This is a genomic window from Noviherbaspirillum sp., assembly GCF_035254865.1.
GTDB lineage: Bacteria > Pseudomonadota > Gammaproteobacteria > Burkholderiales > Burkholderiaceae_D > Noviherbaspirillum.
Window position 1 is genome coordinate 21,100 of the sequence record NZ_DATFAF010000049.1, and the last position, 15,284, is coordinate 36,383.

At 59.4% G+C, this 15,284-nt stretch carries 18 protein-coding genes, 1 tRNA gene and 1 other RNA gene; 13 read left to right on the top strand and 7 right to left on the bottom strand.

Features of this window, described 5'->3' with window-relative positions:
• The first annotated feature begins 11 nt into the window (after positions 1-11).
• The 6 genes from VJ651_RS12900 (at position 12) to VJ651_RS12925 (ending at position 4,879) form a co-directional block, all read left to right on the top strand.
• Positions 12-1,331, top strand: coding sequence for an aspartate aminotransferase family protein (locus VJ651_RS12900; RefSeq protein ID WP_324107843.1), 1,320 nt, complete (start codon positions 12-14; stop codon positions 1,329-1,331).
• 408 nt (positions 1,332-1,739) lie between these two features.
• A complete protein-coding gene (locus tag VJ651_RS12905) occupies positions 1,740-2,321 on the top strand; it encodes a hypothetical protein (RefSeq protein WP_324107844.1) in 582 nt (193 codons plus the stop codon).
• A gap of 63 nt (positions 2,322-2,384) precedes the next feature.
• Entirely contained in the window at positions 2,385-2,963 is a 579-nt protein-coding gene (locus tag VJ651_RS12910) for a hypothetical protein (RefSeq protein ID WP_324107845.1), read from the top strand.
• 248 nt (positions 2,964-3,211) lie between these two features.
• On the top strand, positions 3,212-3,634 hold the full coding sequence (locus VJ651_RS12915; protein WP_324107846.1) for a hypothetical protein: 423 nt from the start codon (positions 3,212-3,214) through the stop codon (positions 3,632-3,634).
• Between the two features lie 30 nt (positions 3,635-3,664).
• The gene (locus VJ651_RS12920; protein ID WP_324107847.1) at positions 3,665-4,414 is read left to right on the top strand and encodes an MBL fold metallo-hydrolase; all 750 of its coding nucleotides are present in this window, start codon (positions 3,665-3,667) and stop codon (positions 4,412-4,414) included.
• Between the two features lie 27 nt (positions 4,415-4,441).
• A complete protein-coding gene (locus VJ651_RS12925; RefSeq protein ID WP_324107848.1) occupies positions 4,442-4,879 on the top strand; it encodes a beta-lactamase hydrolase domain-containing protein in 438 nt (145 codons plus the stop codon).
• A gap of 29 nt (positions 4,880-4,908) precedes the next feature.
• Here VJ651_RS12925 and VJ651_RS12930 read toward each other — a convergent pair.
• Positions 4,909-4,984: transfer RNA gene (locus VJ651_RS12930), tRNA-Ala, on the bottom strand.
• A gap of 153 nt (positions 4,985-5,137) precedes the next feature.
• On the opposite strand from VJ651_RS12930, the gene VJ651_RS12935 reads away from it, so the two are divergent.
• The 5 genes from VJ651_RS12935 (at position 5,138) to VJ651_RS12955 (ending at position 7,304) form a co-directional block, all read left to right on the top strand.
• Positions 5,138-5,356 carry a DUF904 domain-containing protein gene (locus tag VJ651_RS12935; protein ID WP_324107849.1) on the top strand — a complete coding sequence of 73 codons (219 nt, stop codon included), beginning with the start codon at positions 5,138-5,140 and terminating at the stop codon, positions 5,354-5,356.
• Complete coding sequence (locus tag VJ651_RS12940; protein WP_136418406.1) at positions 5,353-5,664, top strand: cell division protein ZapA; 312 nt, start codon at positions 5,353-5,355, stop codon at positions 5,662-5,664. Before VJ651_RS12935 ends, VJ651_RS12940 begins: the two co-directional genes overlap by 4 nt.
• A gap of 77 nt (positions 5,665-5,741) precedes the next feature.
• Positions 5,742-5,922, top strand: a non-coding RNA gene (gene ssrS / locus VJ651_RS12945) — 6S RNA.
• Between the two features lie 102 nt (positions 5,923-6,024).
• Complete coding sequence (locus VJ651_RS12950) at positions 6,025-6,483, top strand: EVE domain-containing protein (RefSeq protein WP_324107850.1); 459 nt, start codon at positions 6,025-6,027, stop codon at positions 6,481-6,483.
• A 17-nt stretch (positions 6,484-6,500) separates the two neighbouring features.
• Positions 6,501-7,304, top strand: coding sequence for a sulfite exporter TauE/SafE family protein (locus VJ651_RS12955; RefSeq protein WP_324107851.1), 804 nt, complete (start codon positions 6,501-6,503; stop codon positions 7,302-7,304).
• Between the two features lie 21 nt (positions 7,305-7,325).
• Here the strand turns inward: VJ651_RS12955 and VJ651_RS12960 are convergent, their stop codons facing one another.
• Genes VJ651_RS12960 through VJ651_RS12975 form a run of 4 tightly spaced genes read right to left on the bottom strand, consistent with a single transcriptional unit; the run spans position 7,326 to position 11,312 of the window.
• Positions 7,326-8,834, bottom strand: coding sequence for a malonyl-CoA synthase (locus tag VJ651_RS12960; RefSeq protein ID WP_324107852.1), 1,509 nt, complete (start codon positions 8,832-8,834; stop codon positions 7,326-7,328).
• Positions 8,835-8,844: 10 nt separating this feature from the next.
• Positions 8,845-9,618: an enoyl-CoA hydratase/isomerase family protein gene (locus VJ651_RS12965; RefSeq protein ID WP_324107853.1), complete on the bottom strand. Its 774-nt coding sequence runs from the start codon at positions 9,616-9,618 to the stop codon at positions 8,845-8,847.
• A complete protein-coding gene (lgt, locus tag VJ651_RS12970; RefSeq protein WP_324107854.1) occupies positions 9,618-10,415 on the bottom strand; it encodes a prolipoprotein diacylglyceryl transferase in 798 nt (265 codons plus the stop codon). Before lgt ends, VJ651_RS12965 begins: the two co-directional genes overlap by 1 nt.
• Complete coding sequence (locus VJ651_RS12975; protein WP_324107855.1) at positions 10,416-11,312, bottom strand: LysR substrate-binding domain-containing protein; 897 nt, start codon at positions 11,310-11,312, stop codon at positions 10,416-10,418. It lies immediately after the preceding gene.
• Positions 11,313-11,442: 130 nt separating this feature from the next.
• Here VJ651_RS12975 and ilvD point away from each other — a divergent pair, with 130 nt between their 5' ends.
• Complete coding sequence (ilvD, locus tag VJ651_RS12980) at positions 11,443-13,317, top strand: dihydroxy-acid dehydratase (RefSeq protein ID WP_324107856.1); 1,875 nt, start codon at positions 11,443-11,445, stop codon at positions 13,315-13,317.
• Between the two features lie 59 nt (positions 13,318-13,376).
• Here the strand turns inward: ilvD and VJ651_RS12985 are convergent, their stop codons facing one another.
• A complete protein-coding gene (locus VJ651_RS12985; RefSeq protein WP_324107857.1) occupies positions 13,377-13,595 on the bottom strand; it encodes a TIGR04438 family Trp-rich protein in 219 nt (72 codons plus the stop codon).
• Between the two features lie 163 nt (positions 13,596-13,758).
• Here VJ651_RS12985 and VJ651_RS12990 point away from each other — a divergent pair, with 163 nt between their 5' ends.
• Complete coding sequence (locus tag VJ651_RS12990; protein WP_136418415.1) at positions 13,759-14,067, top strand: c-type cytochrome; 309 nt, start codon at positions 13,759-13,761, stop codon at positions 14,065-14,067.
• 151 nt (positions 14,068-14,218) lie between these two features.
• Here the strand turns inward: VJ651_RS12990 and VJ651_RS12995 are convergent, their stop codons facing one another.
• Complete coding sequence (locus VJ651_RS12995) at positions 14,219-15,283, bottom strand: branched-chain amino acid ABC transporter substrate-binding protein (protein WP_324107858.1); 1,065 nt, start codon at positions 15,281-15,283, stop codon at positions 14,219-14,221.
• Position 15,284: the final 1 nt, after the last annotated feature.

A 15,284-nucleotide genomic window follows, 5' to 3' on the forward strand; every position in this document is an offset into this window, starting at 1 on the left:
GGAACAGAGCAATGAGCCAACAGCCAGAGTCTCAAGACATGTCCGCCTACTGGATGCCCTTTACGGCAAACCGCGATTTCAAGGCCAGTCCGCGCCTGCTGGTGTCGGCGGAGGGCATGTATTACCGCGATGTCGCGGGCAATACAGTGCTCGATGGCACGGCCGGCTTGTGGTGCGTGCCGGTCGGCCATGCGCAGCCGAAAATCGTCAAGGCCGTGCAGGAAATGATTGCCAAGCTCGACTACGCGCCGTCTTTCCAGATGGGGCACCCGGCCGCTTTCGAGCTGGCGGAGCGTTTGAAGCAATACACCGGCGGCCGTTTCAGCCAGGTGTTTTACACCAATTCAGGTTCCGAATCGGTTGATACCGCGCTCAAGATCGCGCTGGCCTACCATCGCGCGCGCGGCGATGGCTCCCGCACTCGCCTGATCGGCCGCGAGCGCGGCTATCATGGCGTCGGTTTCGGCGGCATGTCGGTGGGCGGCATCGCAGGCAATCGCAAGTCCTTCGGTCCCTTGCTGGTCGGTGTGGATCATCTTCCGCACACGCACAATCTGCAGGAAAACGCCTTCACCCGGGGCGAGCCGGCGTGGGGTGCGCATCTTGCCGATGAACTGGAACGCATCGTCGCCTTGCATGATGCTTCCACCATCGCCGCCGTGATCGTCGAACCGGTGGCAGGATCGACCGGCGTGCTGATTCCGCCCAAGGGCTATCTCAAGCGTCTGCGCGAGATCTGCACCAAGCACGGCATCCTGCTGATTTTCGATGAGGTGATCACCGGCTTCGGACGCTTGACGACGCCGTTTGCCTTCGATTATTTCGATGTCGAACCGGACCTGGTGACAACCGCGAAAGGCCTGACCAATGGCGTGGTGCCGATGGGCGCGGTATTCGTCAAGCAGGCTATACACGACGCGATGATGGACGGCCCCGCCGGCATCGAGCTGTTCCACGGCTATACCTATTCCGGCCATCCGCTCGCCTGCGCCGCGGCGCTTGCCACACTCGACGTATTCGCGGAGCAAAAGGTGCTGGAGAACGCCAGCAGCCTCGCAAGCTATTGGGAAGATGCGGTGCAGTCGCTCAAGGGGCTGCCGAACGTCATCGACCTGCGCAATATCGGCCTGATCGCGGGCATCGAACTGGCATCCATTCCCGGCAAGCCCGGCGCGCGCGCAATGAATGCATTCAAACGCGCTTTTGCCGAGGGTATCCTGATCCGCGTGACCGGCGACATCATCGCGCTGTCGCCACCCCTGATCCTCGAGAAGAAGCATATCGACGAGCTGTTCGGCAAGCTTGCCGGCATCCTCAAGACGCTCGATTGACACGAGCCGGCGGCCGGCTTCACGGTCGGCTGCCTTCCTGATCCCACAGCGCCATCATGCATCCACTCCGGCCCGGCACACTACGGGCCTGTTCCCCTTCTCAAAGCAGTAGTCCAGGCCATCATGCTCCCGGAAAAGCGGAGGAAGGCAGTCTCGATCGTCATCCTGAACGCGTGCCGCCATGATTTCAGCGAAAAGACGGCGGAGAAGCGCTGCGACATGGACGGCATGATCCGCAACAGGCTAGAATTCCTGCGCGCAAGCGTGATTGCAGAAAAACCGGAGGCCGCGAGGCATTGCTCGCGTACCCGTTGACGATGCGGTTCGGCATGGCGGCATGGCGATGATCGAAGAACGCCTGCATGCATCACGGTATTGACTACAAACATTTATCTTTCTGGAGAACTCATGAAAAAGCCGTCATCGTATGTGCGCCCATTGTTGATTTTCGCTCTCGTCAGTGGCCTGAGCGCCTGCGGCGGCGGCAGCAGTTCAAGCAATATCGCCCTGAGCGGGAGCGTCACCGGATTGACGTCCGGATCGCTCACGCTGTCGGACGGTTACAGCACGGTTGCGATCGCCACCAACGCAACCAGCTTCACTTTCCCCTATCGCGTCAACGTCGGCGCCGCGTATAACGTCACGGTTCAAGCGCAACCTGCGGACATCAGTTGCGCCGTTGCCAACGGCGCAGGCATCGCGGGCTCGTCGGACATCAGCAATGTGCAGGTGACGTGTGCGCCGAATCACACATTGGGAGGAACCATTACCGGCCTGACCGCAGGCGGCCTGGTGCTCGCCAATGGCGGTGATACCGTCAGCCCTGCGGCTAACGCCACGACTTTCACTTTCCCGGTGAAGGTCGGTGGCGGCTTCGCCTACGGAGTGACCATCCTTACCCAACCGACAGGGAAGACCTGCACTGTCCAGAACGGCGCGGGATACATGGGTACAAGCGATGTGGTCAACGTGCAAGTCACTTGCTCCTGACAAAACCCCGCAGTTTCGGTCTCAATGCATTCCTATACACAAACCAGATTTCCGGAGATTTTCATGCAGACATTCAGCGGGTATATTCGCGTCTTACTTAGCCTGGCCGTGGTGGCCGGACTTGCCGCGTGCGGCGGCGGGCATTCGACAGTTGAGCTGGGCGGGAAAGTGACCGGCCTGACGCGGGACGGACTGGCACTCGCGAATGGAAACAGCACCATCACGATTCCCGCCAATGCAACTTCCTACAAGTTTCCGGACGAGATCGGCAATTTCGCGGACTATAACGTGACGATCCTGTCGCAACCTGTCGGCATCACCTGCAACCTGGTCAATGCCAAAGGCTCCGCCACCGGCATTCCGATTACGTGGGTGAACGTTTCATGCAGTCAGAATACCTACACGCTCGGAGGTACGATCACCGGGCTCACCGCTGGACCACTCGTGCTTGTCAATGGCAGCGATACCGTGAGCATCGGCGCCAACAGCACTTCGTATGTCTTCCCGACAGCCGTTGCGCAGGGAGCCGTCTACGGAGTTGCGGTATTGACGCAGCCCCCCGGGTTGACATGCAGCGTCGCGAATGGAACGGCTGTGATGGGGCAAGGCAACGTGACGAACGTTCAGGTTACCTGCCAGTAATATCAGCGGCGATCTTCTCGCCGCTCCTTTCATGGGGGCGAACGGACGAAATTAACACGCGCTTCGCGCCGGCGGAAAACGACAGAACTTCCGGCAGGAGCGCGTAGTCATAGTTTCATTGCAGCCAATTGCCGGCCTTGCAACCGCGGCAGAGCGGTCATGGTGAATGGGCTTGCTTGCGGTTGCATTTCCGTGTTGTTTGGCACGCGCGCCAGTCCCATTGTTCGCCCTTGAAAGGATGTCTCGTCATGTTCCCCCAGGCCGCAAGCCAGCGCAGCGACGCAGATCGCGTACGCCGCTCGACCGTCGCACATGTGAATACGGAAATCGACCGTCAAACCGACGCCAATATCCAGCTTTATGCCGACGCCGACCGGGAGGCGATATTGCGACGCATGGACGAGCTGGACAGGGAGTGGGACATTGAACGCGCACTGGAAGTCAATGCGTCGACGCTCGCCTTGAGCGGACTGGCGCTCGGCGTGAGCATCAACAGACGCTGGCTTGCCTTGCCGGCCGTGGTGCTGGTATTCCTCTTTCAACACGGCGTGCAGGGCTGGTGCCCGCCCTTGCCGGTACTGCGGCGCCTCGGCTTTCGAACGCGAAACGAAATCGACCGCGAAAAATACGAGCTCAATGGCCTGCTGAACAGTCACCTGGCCTTGCAGTAAACGCTGCACTGATTCTCTCGCGGGCCGCCCATGATTTTTTGCCAGTTGTTCGAACCCTTGTCCAGCACTTACACCTATTTGCTCGGATGTGAGGAAACCGCTCAGGCCATTCTGATCGATCCGGTCATCGTCGCCATCGAGCGCGACCTGGGCGAGCTGAGCCGCCTCGGATTGCGACTGGCGTACAGCCTCGACACGCATATTCACGCGGACCACATTACCGCGGCACTCGAACTGAAGAAACGTGTCGGCAGCAAAATCGCAGGCCCTGCCATCGACCGCCTGCCATGCGTCGATGTCGGAATCGAGGAGGGCAGGCCTTTTCAGCTGGGCGCAATCCTGCTGAAGCCGTTGCACACGCCCGGCCACACGGACGGGCATTTTGCTTATGTGTCCGATGAACGCGTTTTTACAGGCGATGCCTTGCTGATCGAAGGCTGCGGCCGGACGGATTTCCAGAACGGCGATGCCGCGGTCTTGTACAAGAGCGTGCATGAAAAACTGTTCAGCCTGCCGGACGACTGCCTGGTGTACCCGGCGCATGATTACAACAAGCGCCACGTCTCTTCCATTGCGCAAGAGAAGGAGCGCAATCCCCGCCTCGGTGAAGGAAGGACGCTGGAGCAGTTCCAGGGGATCATGGCCGGCCTGAACCTGCCATATCCGAAGTTCATCGACCATGCGGTGCCGGGAAACAGGCAGTGCGGCGTTTGCCCTGCCGATCTCCCGGACAAGCTCGCTCAATACTGCGCAAAGATGACGGACAGCCAACAGGGATAATCCTGTCGAACCTCGAAAGGAGTGGCCATGAATCGATTCAAGCAGCTTGAAGACAGCATCTTCATCGGCCCGCAACCGACCGATCAAGATCTGAAGCAGGCAAGGCAACTCGGGATCAGAACCGTGATCGATTTCAGATTGCCGAACGAGACCGAGGCGCGAAATGAAACACTCGCGGCCGACAATGGATTGAACTACGTGAACATCCCGGTCAACAAGACAGATCTCTCCCAGGAGCAGATCAATGAACTGGACCGCGTCATGCGCGAGAAAGCGGGTCCGTTTCTCATCCATTGCGCAAGCGGTGCGCGTGCTGCAATGCTGCTGAGCTTGAGTAAAGCGAAACGGCACGGTTGGACTGCGCAGCGCACCTTTGAAGAAGCGCGTGCAATGGGATTCGATCTGCAGAACTCGCCGGAATTCTCCGCATTTGTCACGGCGGTGACGTCGGATGAGGCGCGGTGACGCAGCGCGATGTGACGGCCTGGTGGATATGGTGGAGCGGAGGAGGATCGAACTCCCGACCTTCGCATTGCGAACGCGACGCTCTCCCAGCTGAGCTACCGCCCCATGGAACTTGATTCTATTGACTCGTGCTGTTTGATGCAAGGGGTCAACCGGATTTGCTTGATCAAAAACCTGATTTCAGGCGTGTTTTCAAAAAACATCTACAAGTGATTGAATCTGTTGACGGAAATTCGTCCGGCCCACTATAGTGACGGGATGATTTCCGATTTTCATCAACTTTCCGAAAAAGTCACGCAGCTCGCCGAGCTGGCGCAGTCCCTGCGACGGGAAAACGCCGACCTGCGCCTGACGATGGCCTCGCTCTCCGCGGAGAATGCCGAGCTGTCGAGGCGTATCGAGGAGGCGTATCACCGCGTGTCCGCGCTGTTGGCAAAGATTCCCGCGCCCGACGAGCAGAATGAGGAGGCGGCATGATCCAGCTTGACGTGACGATCATGGGTACGCCGTACCGCCTGGCGTGCAAGGAAGGTGAGGAAGCGACGCTGCAGCAGGCGGTCAATTATCTGAACGACAGGATGTGCGCGATTCGTGACGCCGGAAAGGTGAAGGGTAACGATCGCATCGCCGTGATGGCAGCGCTCGGCATCGCCGCGGAATTGCTCTCGACCAAGTCCGAAGAAGGTCCGTTCTCCGGCATGACGGTCTCGGAAGTGAAGCAGAAAATTGCAGCAATGCATACTGTGTTGGATGCTGCGCTTGCGCCGCAAGAGAACCTTTTCTAATGCGCTGCGGCGCTCCGAAAGCGCTCGGAAATTTTTCCGCAAAGTCTTTGACATGCAGCGTGATTCGGGTACACTAAAGTCTCCTGCCGTGTTCGCGATTGCCATATATTCCTTGAACCATTTATGTGCATCGGTCGCGGAATTTTGTTCGATGGGCGTGCGCGTCGCTAGTCCGATGAACCCGAAATTGAACTAACTGCGACCACCTTGAACCGTAAGGTTCGGGATGCCGGCAAAGACGGCACAGGCGGGACTAATTCACGAGCGGCTGCATTCATGCAGCCGCTTTTTTTTGTGCGCCATATTTGGATTGATGCAGAGGCGGCGTTGGTGCTTACTCCCTGATGGAGACATGATCGAATGCAGTACTGGCTGATGAAATCCGAACCGGATGAAGTGAGCATCGACGATGCTCTCGCGGCACCGAATCAGACCGTGGCATGGTTCGGTGTACGTAATTACCAGGCACGCAATTTCATGCGCGATGCGATGCGCGCCGGTGACGGCGTCTTGTTCTATCACTCCAGTTGCGCGGAGCCGGGGATCGCAGGCATAGCCGAGGTCGCCAGCGCGCCCTATCCGGACGAGACGCAGTTCGACCCGAAAAGCAAATACCACGATCCCAAGTCCACGCGTGAAAATCCGCGCTGGATGATGGTTGACGTGCGCGCAATCAGGAAGACGCGGCTGCTGACGCTGGCCGACCTTCGCGCGCTTCCCGAACTGGCCGACATGCAGATCCTCAAGCGCGGCAATCGCCTCTCCATCACCCCAATAACGCCTTCCGAATGGCGGTGTATCATCCAGCATCTTTCATAATCTCAGGAAACATTCGGATGGATATCTCCCTGATCGCCGGGCTGCTGGTCCTCGGTGCCGCTGTCGGATTCGCTGCGGGCCTGCTCGGTATCGGCGGCGGCATGTTGCTGGTGCCGTTCATGACCATGATTTTGACGGCGAAGCATTTTCCGCCGGAGCAGATTGTGCACATGGCGATTGCGACCTCGCTGGGCACCATCATGTTCACCTCGCTGTCGTCGGTGCGTGCGCATCATGCGCGTGGCGCGGTGCTCTGGCCCGTGGTCAAGCTGCTTGCACCCGGCATCCTCGTCGGTTCGTGGATTGGCCCCTGGATCGGCGCGCAGATGAATTCAGCCGCGCTCGCCTTGTCCTTCGCGGTGTTCGTCGCGTTCTCCGCGACGCAGATGCTGCTGGATAAAAAGCCCGAGGGTTCGCGTGAATTGCCGAAGGCATCCGGCATGTTTGCGGCGGGCGGCGCGATCGGTGTTCTGGCGGGTTTGGTCGGTGCGGGTGGCGGCTTCGTGTCGGTGCCCTTCATGACCTGGTGTAACGTCAAGATCCACAATGCTGTCGCGACCAGCGCCGCGCTGGGTTTTCCGATTGCACTGGCGGGCACCTTGTCCAACATTTACTTTGGCATGAAGGTGCCCGACCTGCCGCCCGGCGCGCTGGGCTTCATTTACCTGCCGGCCCTGCTCGTGATTTCGCTCGCCAGCGTGATGACCGCGCCGCTCGGCGCCAGGACCGCGCACAGCCTGCCGGTGAAAAGTCTGAAGAAGATTTTCGCCATCATGCTGTATCTGCTGGCCGGCTACATGATGTACAAATCCTTCCGATGATCCCGTGCCTGAGCGATTGCCTCAGGCGTCCTTGAACTGTTCGCGCAGCACATTCTTTTGCACCTTGCCCATGGTGTTGCGCGGCAGATCCTGCAGGAAGAATACCCGCTTCGGTACCTTGAAATTGGCAATGCGCGACTTGAGGTAACCGATCACATCGCCTTCGGAAAGCGCCGCTCCCGGGCGTGTGACAATCACCGCGGTCACCGCTTCGCCAAAATCATGATGCGGCACACCGACCACCGCTGATTCGGTCACGCCGTCCATCTCGTCGATGAAAGACTCGATTTCCTTCGGATAGACGTTATAGCCGCCGGAGATGATCAGGTCCTTGCTTCTGCCGACGATGGACAGGTAACCGTTTGCGTCGAACTTGCCGACATCCCCGGTTTTGAAATAACCGTCCGACGTGAATTCTTCAGCAGTCTTCTCCGGCATGCGCCAGTACCCCTTGAAGACGTTCGGTCCCTTTACCTGGATATCGCCGATCTCGTCTGTTGCGCACGGAGCACCGCCGCCTTTGACCACGCGCACCGACACGCCCGGCAAAGGCAGGCCGACGGTGCCGCCGACGCGTTTTCCGTCATACGGATTGGACACCAGCATCGTCGTTTCGCTCATGCCGTAGCGTTCCAGGATGGTGTGGCCGGTGCGGGCGATGAATTCATTGAAGGTATCAGTCAGCAGCGGTGCCGAGCCGGACACAAACAGGCGCATGTTCGCGCAGGCGCTCTTGTCGAAGGCCGATTCCGCCAGCAGCCGCACGTAGTACGTCGGCACGCCCATGAACACGGTTGAGCGTGGCAGATGCCGCATTACTTCCGTGGCATCGAATTTCGGCAGGAAGATCATCTTGCTGCCATTGAGCAGCGCTCCATGCGATGCGACGAACAGGCCATGCACATGGAACAGGGGCAGCGCATGCAGCAGCACATCGCCCGGCTGCCAGCGCCAGTAGTCGTGCAGCACCTTCGCATTGGAAGCGAGATTGTCGTGCGTGAGCATCGCGCCCTTGCTGCGGCCGGTGGTGCCCGATGTGTACAGGATCGCGGCAAGCTCATCCGGACGGCGTTCGACAGTGTCGAAGCTGTTCGACTGCAATGCCGCGCGCACCAGCAGCGAACCCTGCCGATCGTCGCCCAGCGTGAAGACATGTTGGGTACCGGCCTTGAACGCGATCTTCGATACCCAGCCGAAGTTTTGCGGTGAACAGACCACGACGGCGGGTTCGGCATCGTCGATGAAATATTCGATCTCGGCCGCGCGGTACGCGGTATTGAGCGGAAGATAAACATATCCCGCGCGGATCGTCGCCAGATAAAGGATGAGCGCCTCCGGCGATTTTTCCACCTGCACTGCGATGCGAGAGTCCTGCGGCAGGTTCAGGCTTGCCAGCAGGTTGGCGATTTTCGCGGTGGCGCGGTCCAAGTCATTCCACGAATAGAACAGGCCGTCGTGCGTTTCGATGCAGCAGGCGGTGCGGTCTTTCGGAAAACGAGATGCGAAGAGGGCGTACAGATTGGCGTTCATGGTGGCGATATTATTTTCCTGAAAATACCGGCTTGCGCTTGGCGAGAAAGGTTTGCACGCCTTCGCGGTAATCCTGCGAGGCGAGGAATGCGAAGGCTTCGCGCAATTCCTGATCGGTCAGCGGTTCCGGCTGCGCGGCAAGTCGGTTCACCAGATGCTTGTTCATGCGGGCAGCGAGCGGAGCGCCTTGCGCGATGCGCTTTGCAGTTCGGACAGCTTCAGCCGGAACGTCGTCGGCGACGCGGTGTATCAATCCCTTGTCCTTTGCTTCGGCCGCATCGAACACGCGGCCCTCAAGCAGGATTTCCAGCACTACCGCTTTTCCGACCAGTTGCAGCAGGTGTTGCAGTTCTCCCGGGACAAGCGGGAAGCCGAGGCGGTTGATCGGAATGCCGAAGCGTGCCGATGGCGCGGCGATGCGCAAGTCGCAGGCGCAGGCTATCTCGAGCCCGCCACCCACGCAAATGCCTTCGATCGCGGCGATCGTCGGATGCTGGCAGTGCGAAATCGCGTACAGTGCTTGCGCGATGGTCTCGGTGTGATAGCGGATTCCCTGTGCCATGGTGTTGCGCACAGTGGAGAACTCTTCGACGTCGGCGCCGGCCGCGAAATGGTGGTCGTCGCCACGCACGATCACGCAGCGCAGCAACTCATCCTGCGACAGGACCGTGAATGCATGTGCCAACGCATTCCACATCGCGACGTTGATCGCATTGAGTTTGCGCGGATTGGAAATGACGACGGTGGCAACGACGTCCTTTTTTTCGATGCGGATTTCCGACATTAGCTTCGATGTTTGCGATAAGTGACGATCAAGGCAACTACGCCGAATACGACCATCGGCAGGGACAGCATTTGTCCGGCGGAGATCGTGATGCCGGCGAAACTGACTTCGTAATCCGGGGTGCGGAAATATTCGGTCGTGAAGCGCGCGAGGCCATACAGCCCGACGAACATCGCTCCGACGGCAAGCGGAGGCCGCGGTTTGCGCGCATAGATCCACAGGATGATGAACAGCAGCAGGCCGTCGACCAGGGCCTGGTAGATCGGCGACGGATGGCGAGGCAGATTGTCGACGTTCGGCCAGATCATTGCCCACGGCAGCGAGGGATCGGCGACGCGGCCGGGCAGTTCGGCATTGATGAAATTGCCGATGCGCCCTGCAGCATAACCAAGCGGCACCATCGGCGCGATGAAATCGTACACGTCGACGATATGCTTGCCCGCCTTGCGCGCCCACAGGGACATGGCGATCAGTACACCGAGAAATCCGCCATGGAAGGACATACCGCCTTTCCAGATGGCGATGATTTCCAGCGGGTGCGTGAAGTAATACTCGGGATGGTAAAACAGCACCTCGCCCAGCCGGCCGCCAAGGACGACGCCGAGCACGCCGTAGAACAGCATGTCATCCAGTTGCTCCGGTTTCCAGCCCGCCGCAGCCATGTGCGGCTGGCGGGCGCGAATGCGGCCCAGAACGAGGAATTGAATGAAGGCGAACAAGTACATCAGACCGTACCAGTGCACCTTGAGCGGACCGATGGAAAAGGCAATCGGGTCGGGAAGGGGATGGATCAGCATTTATCGTTTCTTTCGCAATAATTCGAGAAAAGTGCGCAGCACCGGCGACATGTTGTCGCGGCGCCAGGCAAGGCCTGTTTCGATGGTAACCGTCTTGCCTGACAGAGGCTTGTATTCGACGCCGGGGCGCTTGAGGTTCGACACGGATTGTGGCACAAGCGCGATGCCCATGCCGGCCGAAACGAGCCCGATGATGGTTTGCATCTGGATCGCCTCCTGGCCGATATGCGGCGTCAGGCCGGCATCGCGGAAACAGCCGACGATCGCATCGTGAAAAGCAGGGGCGATGCGCCTGGGGAAAATGATCAGTGGCATGTCCGCCACTGCCTTGAGGTTGGCGACGCTCTTGCCGCGCAAGGACGGCAAACCCTTTGGTGCGGCCAGGACCAGGGGTTCGGACAGGACTGTCAGGTAATCAAGCTCGGCTCTTGCCTTGTCGGGCAGCGGCGGTATCAGGAGTCCGGCATCGATACGGCCTTGCGTAAGGTCTTCCAGTTGCACGTCGGTGGTCGCCTCCCGCAACTCGATATGCACTTGCGGATAGCGCTCGCGAAACTCTCGCAGCAAGGGCGGCAGGATGCTGTAATCGGCCGTCGACACGAAGGAAAGCGACAGCAGGCCCGATTCTCCCGACGCAGCGCGCCGCACGAGATCCGGCAGCGCACCCGCCTGCTGCAGGATGCGGCGTGCTTCCGGCAGCAGGGCGAAGCCGGCAGGAGTCAGCGCCACGCTGCGCTTGGTGCGTACGAACAGTTGCGTGCCGAGAGCGGCTTCCAGCGACTGGATGGTCTGTGACAGCGGAGGCTGGGTCATGTGCAGGCGAACAGCGGCCCGCCCGAAGTGGTTTTCCTCAGCTACCGCGACGAAATAGCGCAATTGCCGCAGTTCAATATTCATATGCAATTCGTATTAATAAGCAACGAATCATATATTTGACACGCGGCTTCGCGCAAGGCACTCTAGGCCTTTAGCCTGATTCCGGCAGGAAGCAGGCGCCTGTGCGCAGACAAATTTCTGGAGACTGACGATGCCGCAATACCGTTCCCGTACCACCACTCACGGCCGCAACATGGCCGGCGCCCGCGCCTTGTGGCGTGCCACCGGTATGAAGGATAGCGATTTCACCAAGCCGATCATTGCCGTGGTCAATTCGTTCACGCAGTTCGTGCCGGGCCATGTGCACTTGAAGGACATGGGGCAGCTGGTCGCACGCGAAATCGAAGCGGCGGGCGGCGTGGCGAAAGAATTCAATACCATCGCGGTGGATGACGGCATCGCCATGGGCCATGGCGGCATGCTGTATTCGCTGCCGTCGCGCGACCTGATCGCCGACTCGGTCGAGTACATGGTGAATGCGCACTGCGCCGATGCCATGGTCTGCATTTCCAACTGCGACAAGATCACGCCCGGCATGCTGATGGCCGCAATGCGTCTGAACATCCCGGCCGTGTTCGTCTCCGGCGGTCCGATGGAAGCGGGCAAGGTGATCGAGGCATTGCACGGCAAGCAGGAAGGCACACAGAAGATCATCAAGGTCGACCTGATCGACGCGATGATCCAGGCAGGCGACCCGACCGTCTCCGACGCGCAAGTGGCCGACATCGAGCGTTCCGCCTGTCCGACATGCGGATCCTGCTCCGGCATGTTTACCGCCAATTCGATGAACTGCCTGACTGAAGCATTGGGCTTGTCCCTGCCGGGCAACGGCACGACCGTCGCAACCCATGCGGACCGCAAGCAGCTGTTCCTGCAGGCAGGACGGCTGGTCGTGGACCTTGCCAAGCGCTATTACGAGCAGGACGATGCTTCTATCCTGCCGCGCAACATCGCTTCCAAGACGGCATTCGAAAATGCAATGGCGCTCGACGTGTCGATGGGCGGTTCGACCAACACCGTGCTGCATCTGCTCGCCGCGGCGCAGGAAGCAGGCGTCGATTTCACCATGGCAGACATCGATCGCATCTCGCGCAAGGTGCCTTGCCTGTGCAAGGTGGCGCCCGCGACCCAGGATTACCACGTCGAGGATGTGCATCGCGCCGGCGGGATTGTCGGCATCCTTGGCGAACTCAATCGCGCCGGCTTGCTGGATGTGAGCGTGCCGACCGTGCACAGCAAGACGCTGGGTGAGGCGATCGCAGCCAATGACATCATGATGACGCAGGATGAAGCCGTGCGCCGGCGTTTTCTCGCTGCGCCCGGCGGCGTCCCCACACAAGTCGCGTTTTCGCAGGACAAGCGTTACGACAAGCTCGATACGGATCGCGAGCACGGCTGCATTCGCGACAAGGCACATGCCTATTCGCAGGATGGTGGCCTTGCGGTCCTATACGGCAACCTGGCCGAGAAGGGCTGCATTGTGAAGACCGCCGGCGTCGATGAGAGCATCCTGAAATTCACCGGCAGGGCGCGCGTGTTCGAAAGCCAGGATGCGGCGGTGGAAGGCATTCTCGGCGACGTCGTGAAGGAAGGCGATGTCGTCATCATTCGCTATGAAGGTCCGAAGGGCGGTCCGGGCATGCAGGAAATGCTGTACCCGACGTCGTATATCAAGTCCAAGGGCCTGGGCAAGGCTTGTGCGCTGTTTACCGACGGACGTTTCTCGGGCGGTTCGTCCGGCCTGGTGATCGGTCATGCATCGCCGGAAGCGGCGGAGGGCGGTGCAATCGGCCTCGTGAACGATGGCGATACCATCGAGATCGATATTCCCGAACGTCGCATTCACCTGAAGATCAGCGACGCCGAACTGGCGCAACGCCGGGCCGCCATGGATGCGAAGGGCGACAAGGCATGGAAGCCGGAAAATCGGGAGCGGGTGGTGTCGCAGGCACTCCAGGCATATGCGGCGATGGCCACCTCCGCCGACCGCGGCGCGGTGCGCGATTTGTCGCAGTTGAAGAAATAGTCGTGCTGTTGTATTGATGTGACAAGGGCGGCAATTTTGCCGCCCTTGTTCATTTGTCATTAATTCTTGAAGGTTTTCTTGACGCGTTCCTTGCGCGCTTTTTCCAGTTGCTCATGCGCCTTGCGCTTGTCCAGGCCAAGCATGCGCTCGATGAATTCGAACCAGAGGAAGGCCACGCCCAGCAGAGCAATAATCCACCACCACGAAAGATCCGCCACCAGCCCGAATTCGAAGTACTTCAGAATTGATAATAAAACAATGACGATGATGATAGGCATGACTGCTCCGGGCTAGGCTTTCTGGCAGGATATTGTGAAACATTGTAACGGTCAATTCATGCGGTCAACCACGAGTTGCATCTTGCCGTTTTTCACTGGAACAGGTAAGGTGCATGTCCAGTTCACCGGCAATTTGTCCGGATTTTTTCATGGAGAGAAAGTAATGAAAGCTTCATTGTTGGTTTTCCTGGCTGCAGGCGTACTGGTTTCCAATGCAGCGATGGCGAATGCCGATCTGGCGAAAGCGAAGAACTGCCTGGCCTGCCATGCCGTGGCAAACAAGGTGGTCGGCCCGGCATTCAAGGATGTCGCCGCCAAGTATGCAGGTCAGAAAGACGCAGAAGACAAGCTGACGCAAAAGGTCCTGAAGGGCGGCAGCGGCGTGTGGGGCGCAGTCCCGATGCCTGCAAACGCACAAGTGAACGAAGCGGAAGCGCGTACGCTAGTGAAGTGGGTGCTGTCGCAGAAATAATCCCGTTACGGATTAGTCAGCGTCAGCAAAAAGCGCTCTTCAGAGCGCTTTTTCTTTTGGTGCAGCGGCTGAAGTGGAAACGGGAGGCCGGCGCAAGGCGAAAAAAAGCCCCGGCTGGAAACCAGGGCTTTTTGCCATCGTTATGTCGGTGTTACTTCGTCACGGCGATTTGCTGGCGCTTGCCATCCTTGTAGGTGTACAGCGTCAGGGTGCCATCCTTGATGTCGCCCTTGGGATCGAAGGCGATATTGCCGGTCACGCCCTTGTACTTAGTCTTCGCCAGTTCCGGCAGGTACTTCGCCGGTTCGGCCGAGCCGGCCTTCTTCATGGCTTCGACCATCACCATCACGGCGTCATAGACATACGGTGCATACAGCTGGACATCGATGCCGAATTTCTTCTTGTATGCGGCACGGAAATCATCCATTCCCTTCTTCTGTGTATCCTCTACGCCGCCAGCCTCGGCGCAAACGATCTGGCCTGGAGCACCGATGGCATCGCCGGCAAGATTGACCAGGTTCTCGGTGCACACGCCATCGCCCCCCATGAACTTGGCGTTGATGCCGAGCGCCTTCATCTGGCGCAGCATCGGGCCGGCTACCGCATCCATGCCGCCGAAGAACACGGTGTCAGGATTCTTGGACTTGATGGAGGTCAGGATGGCGTTGAAGTCGGTTGCCTTGTCATTGGTGTACTGCTGTGCCACGATTTCCGCGGCACCGCCCTTGGACTTGACACCCTTGATGAATTCTTCCGCTACGCCCTGACCGTAGGCGGTACGATCGTCGATCACCGCGACGCGCTTGGCCTTGTTGATCTGCACCGCATAACGGCCCAGCGTGCCGCCAAGCTGGCCGTCGTTGGCCACCACGCGGAAGGTGGTCTTGAAGCCTTGCTGCGTGTACTTCGGGTTGGTCGCGGACGGGGAGATCTGCGGGATGCCGGCGTCGGAATAGATCCTGGAGGCCGGGATGGTGGTGCCGGAGTTGAGGTGTCCGACCACGCCGTTGACCTTGGCATCGACCAGCTTCTGTGCAGCTGCAGTACCCTGTTTCGGATCGGCGCCGTCGTCTTCGGCCAGCAGTTCGAACTTGGCCTTCTTGCCGCCGATGGTCACGCCCTTGGCGTTGAGCTCGTCGATGGCCATGCGCGCGCCGTTTTCATTGTCCTTGCCGAGGTGGGCGATGGCGCCGGAGATCGGGCCGACGTGGCCGATC

Excerpts from the sequence above, each read along its gene's own strand:
- VJ651_RS12920 (WP_324107847.1), top strand. The coding sequence starts at position 3,665 with ATGATTTTTTGCCAGTTGTTCGAACCCTTGTCCAGCACTTACACCTAT.
- VJ651_RS12900 (WP_324107843.1), top strand. The coding sequence starts at position 12 with ATGAGCCAACAGCCAGAGTCTCAAGACATGTCCGCCTACTGGATGCCC.
- VJ651_RS12915 (WP_324107846.1), top strand. The coding sequence starts at position 3,212 with ATGTTCCCCCAGGCCGCAAGCCAGCGCAGCGACGCAGATCGCGTACGC.
- VJ651_RS12910 (WP_324107845.1), top strand. The coding sequence starts at position 2,385 with ATGCAGACATTCAGCGGGTATATTCGCGTCTTACTTAGCCTGGCCGTG.
- VJ651_RS12960 (WP_324107852.1), bottom strand. The coding sequence starts at position 8,834 with ATGAACGCCAATCTGTACGCCCTCTTCGCATCTCGTTTTCCGAAAGAC.
- VJ651_RS12985 (WP_324107857.1), bottom strand. The coding sequence starts at position 13,595 with ATGCCTATCATCATCGTCATTGTTTTATTATCAATTCTGAAGTACTTC.
- VJ651_RS12990 (WP_136418415.1), top strand. The coding sequence starts at position 13,759 with ATGAAAGCTTCATTGTTGGTTTTCCTGGCTGCAGGCGTACTGGTTTCC.
- VJ651_RS12975 (WP_324107855.1), bottom strand. The coding sequence starts at position 11,312 with ATGAATATTGAACTGCGGCAATTGCGCTATTTCGTCGCGGTAGCTGAG.
- ilvD (WP_324107856.1), top strand. The coding sequence starts at position 11,443 with ATGCCGCAATACCGTTCCCGTACCACCACTCACGGCCGCAACATGGCC.
- lgt (WP_324107854.1), bottom strand. The coding sequence starts at position 10,415 with ATGCTGATCCATCCCCTTCCCGACCCGATTGCCTTTTCCATCGGTCCG.
- VJ651_RS12935 (WP_324107849.1), top strand. The coding sequence starts at position 5,138 with ATGATTTCCGATTTTCATCAACTTTCCGAAAAAGTCACGCAGCTCGCC.
- VJ651_RS12905 (WP_324107844.1), top strand. The coding sequence starts at position 1,740 with ATGAAAAAGCCGTCATCGTATGTGCGCCCATTGTTGATTTTCGCTCTC.
- VJ651_RS12950 (WP_324107850.1), top strand. The coding sequence starts at position 6,025 with ATGCAGTACTGGCTGATGAAATCCGAACCGGATGAAGTGAGCATCGAC.
- VJ651_RS12940 (WP_136418406.1), top strand. The coding sequence starts at position 5,353 with ATGATCCAGCTTGACGTGACGATCATGGGTACGCCGTACCGCCTGGCG.
- VJ651_RS12955 (WP_324107851.1), top strand. The coding sequence starts at position 6,501 with ATGGATATCTCCCTGATCGCCGGGCTGCTGGTCCTCGGTGCCGCTGTC.
- VJ651_RS12925 (WP_324107848.1), top strand. The coding sequence starts at position 4,442 with ATGAATCGATTCAAGCAGCTTGAAGACAGCATCTTCATCGGCCCGCAA.
- VJ651_RS12965 (WP_324107853.1), bottom strand. The coding sequence starts at position 9,618 with ATGTCGGAAATCCGCATCGAAAAAAAGGACGTCGTTGCCACCGTCGTC.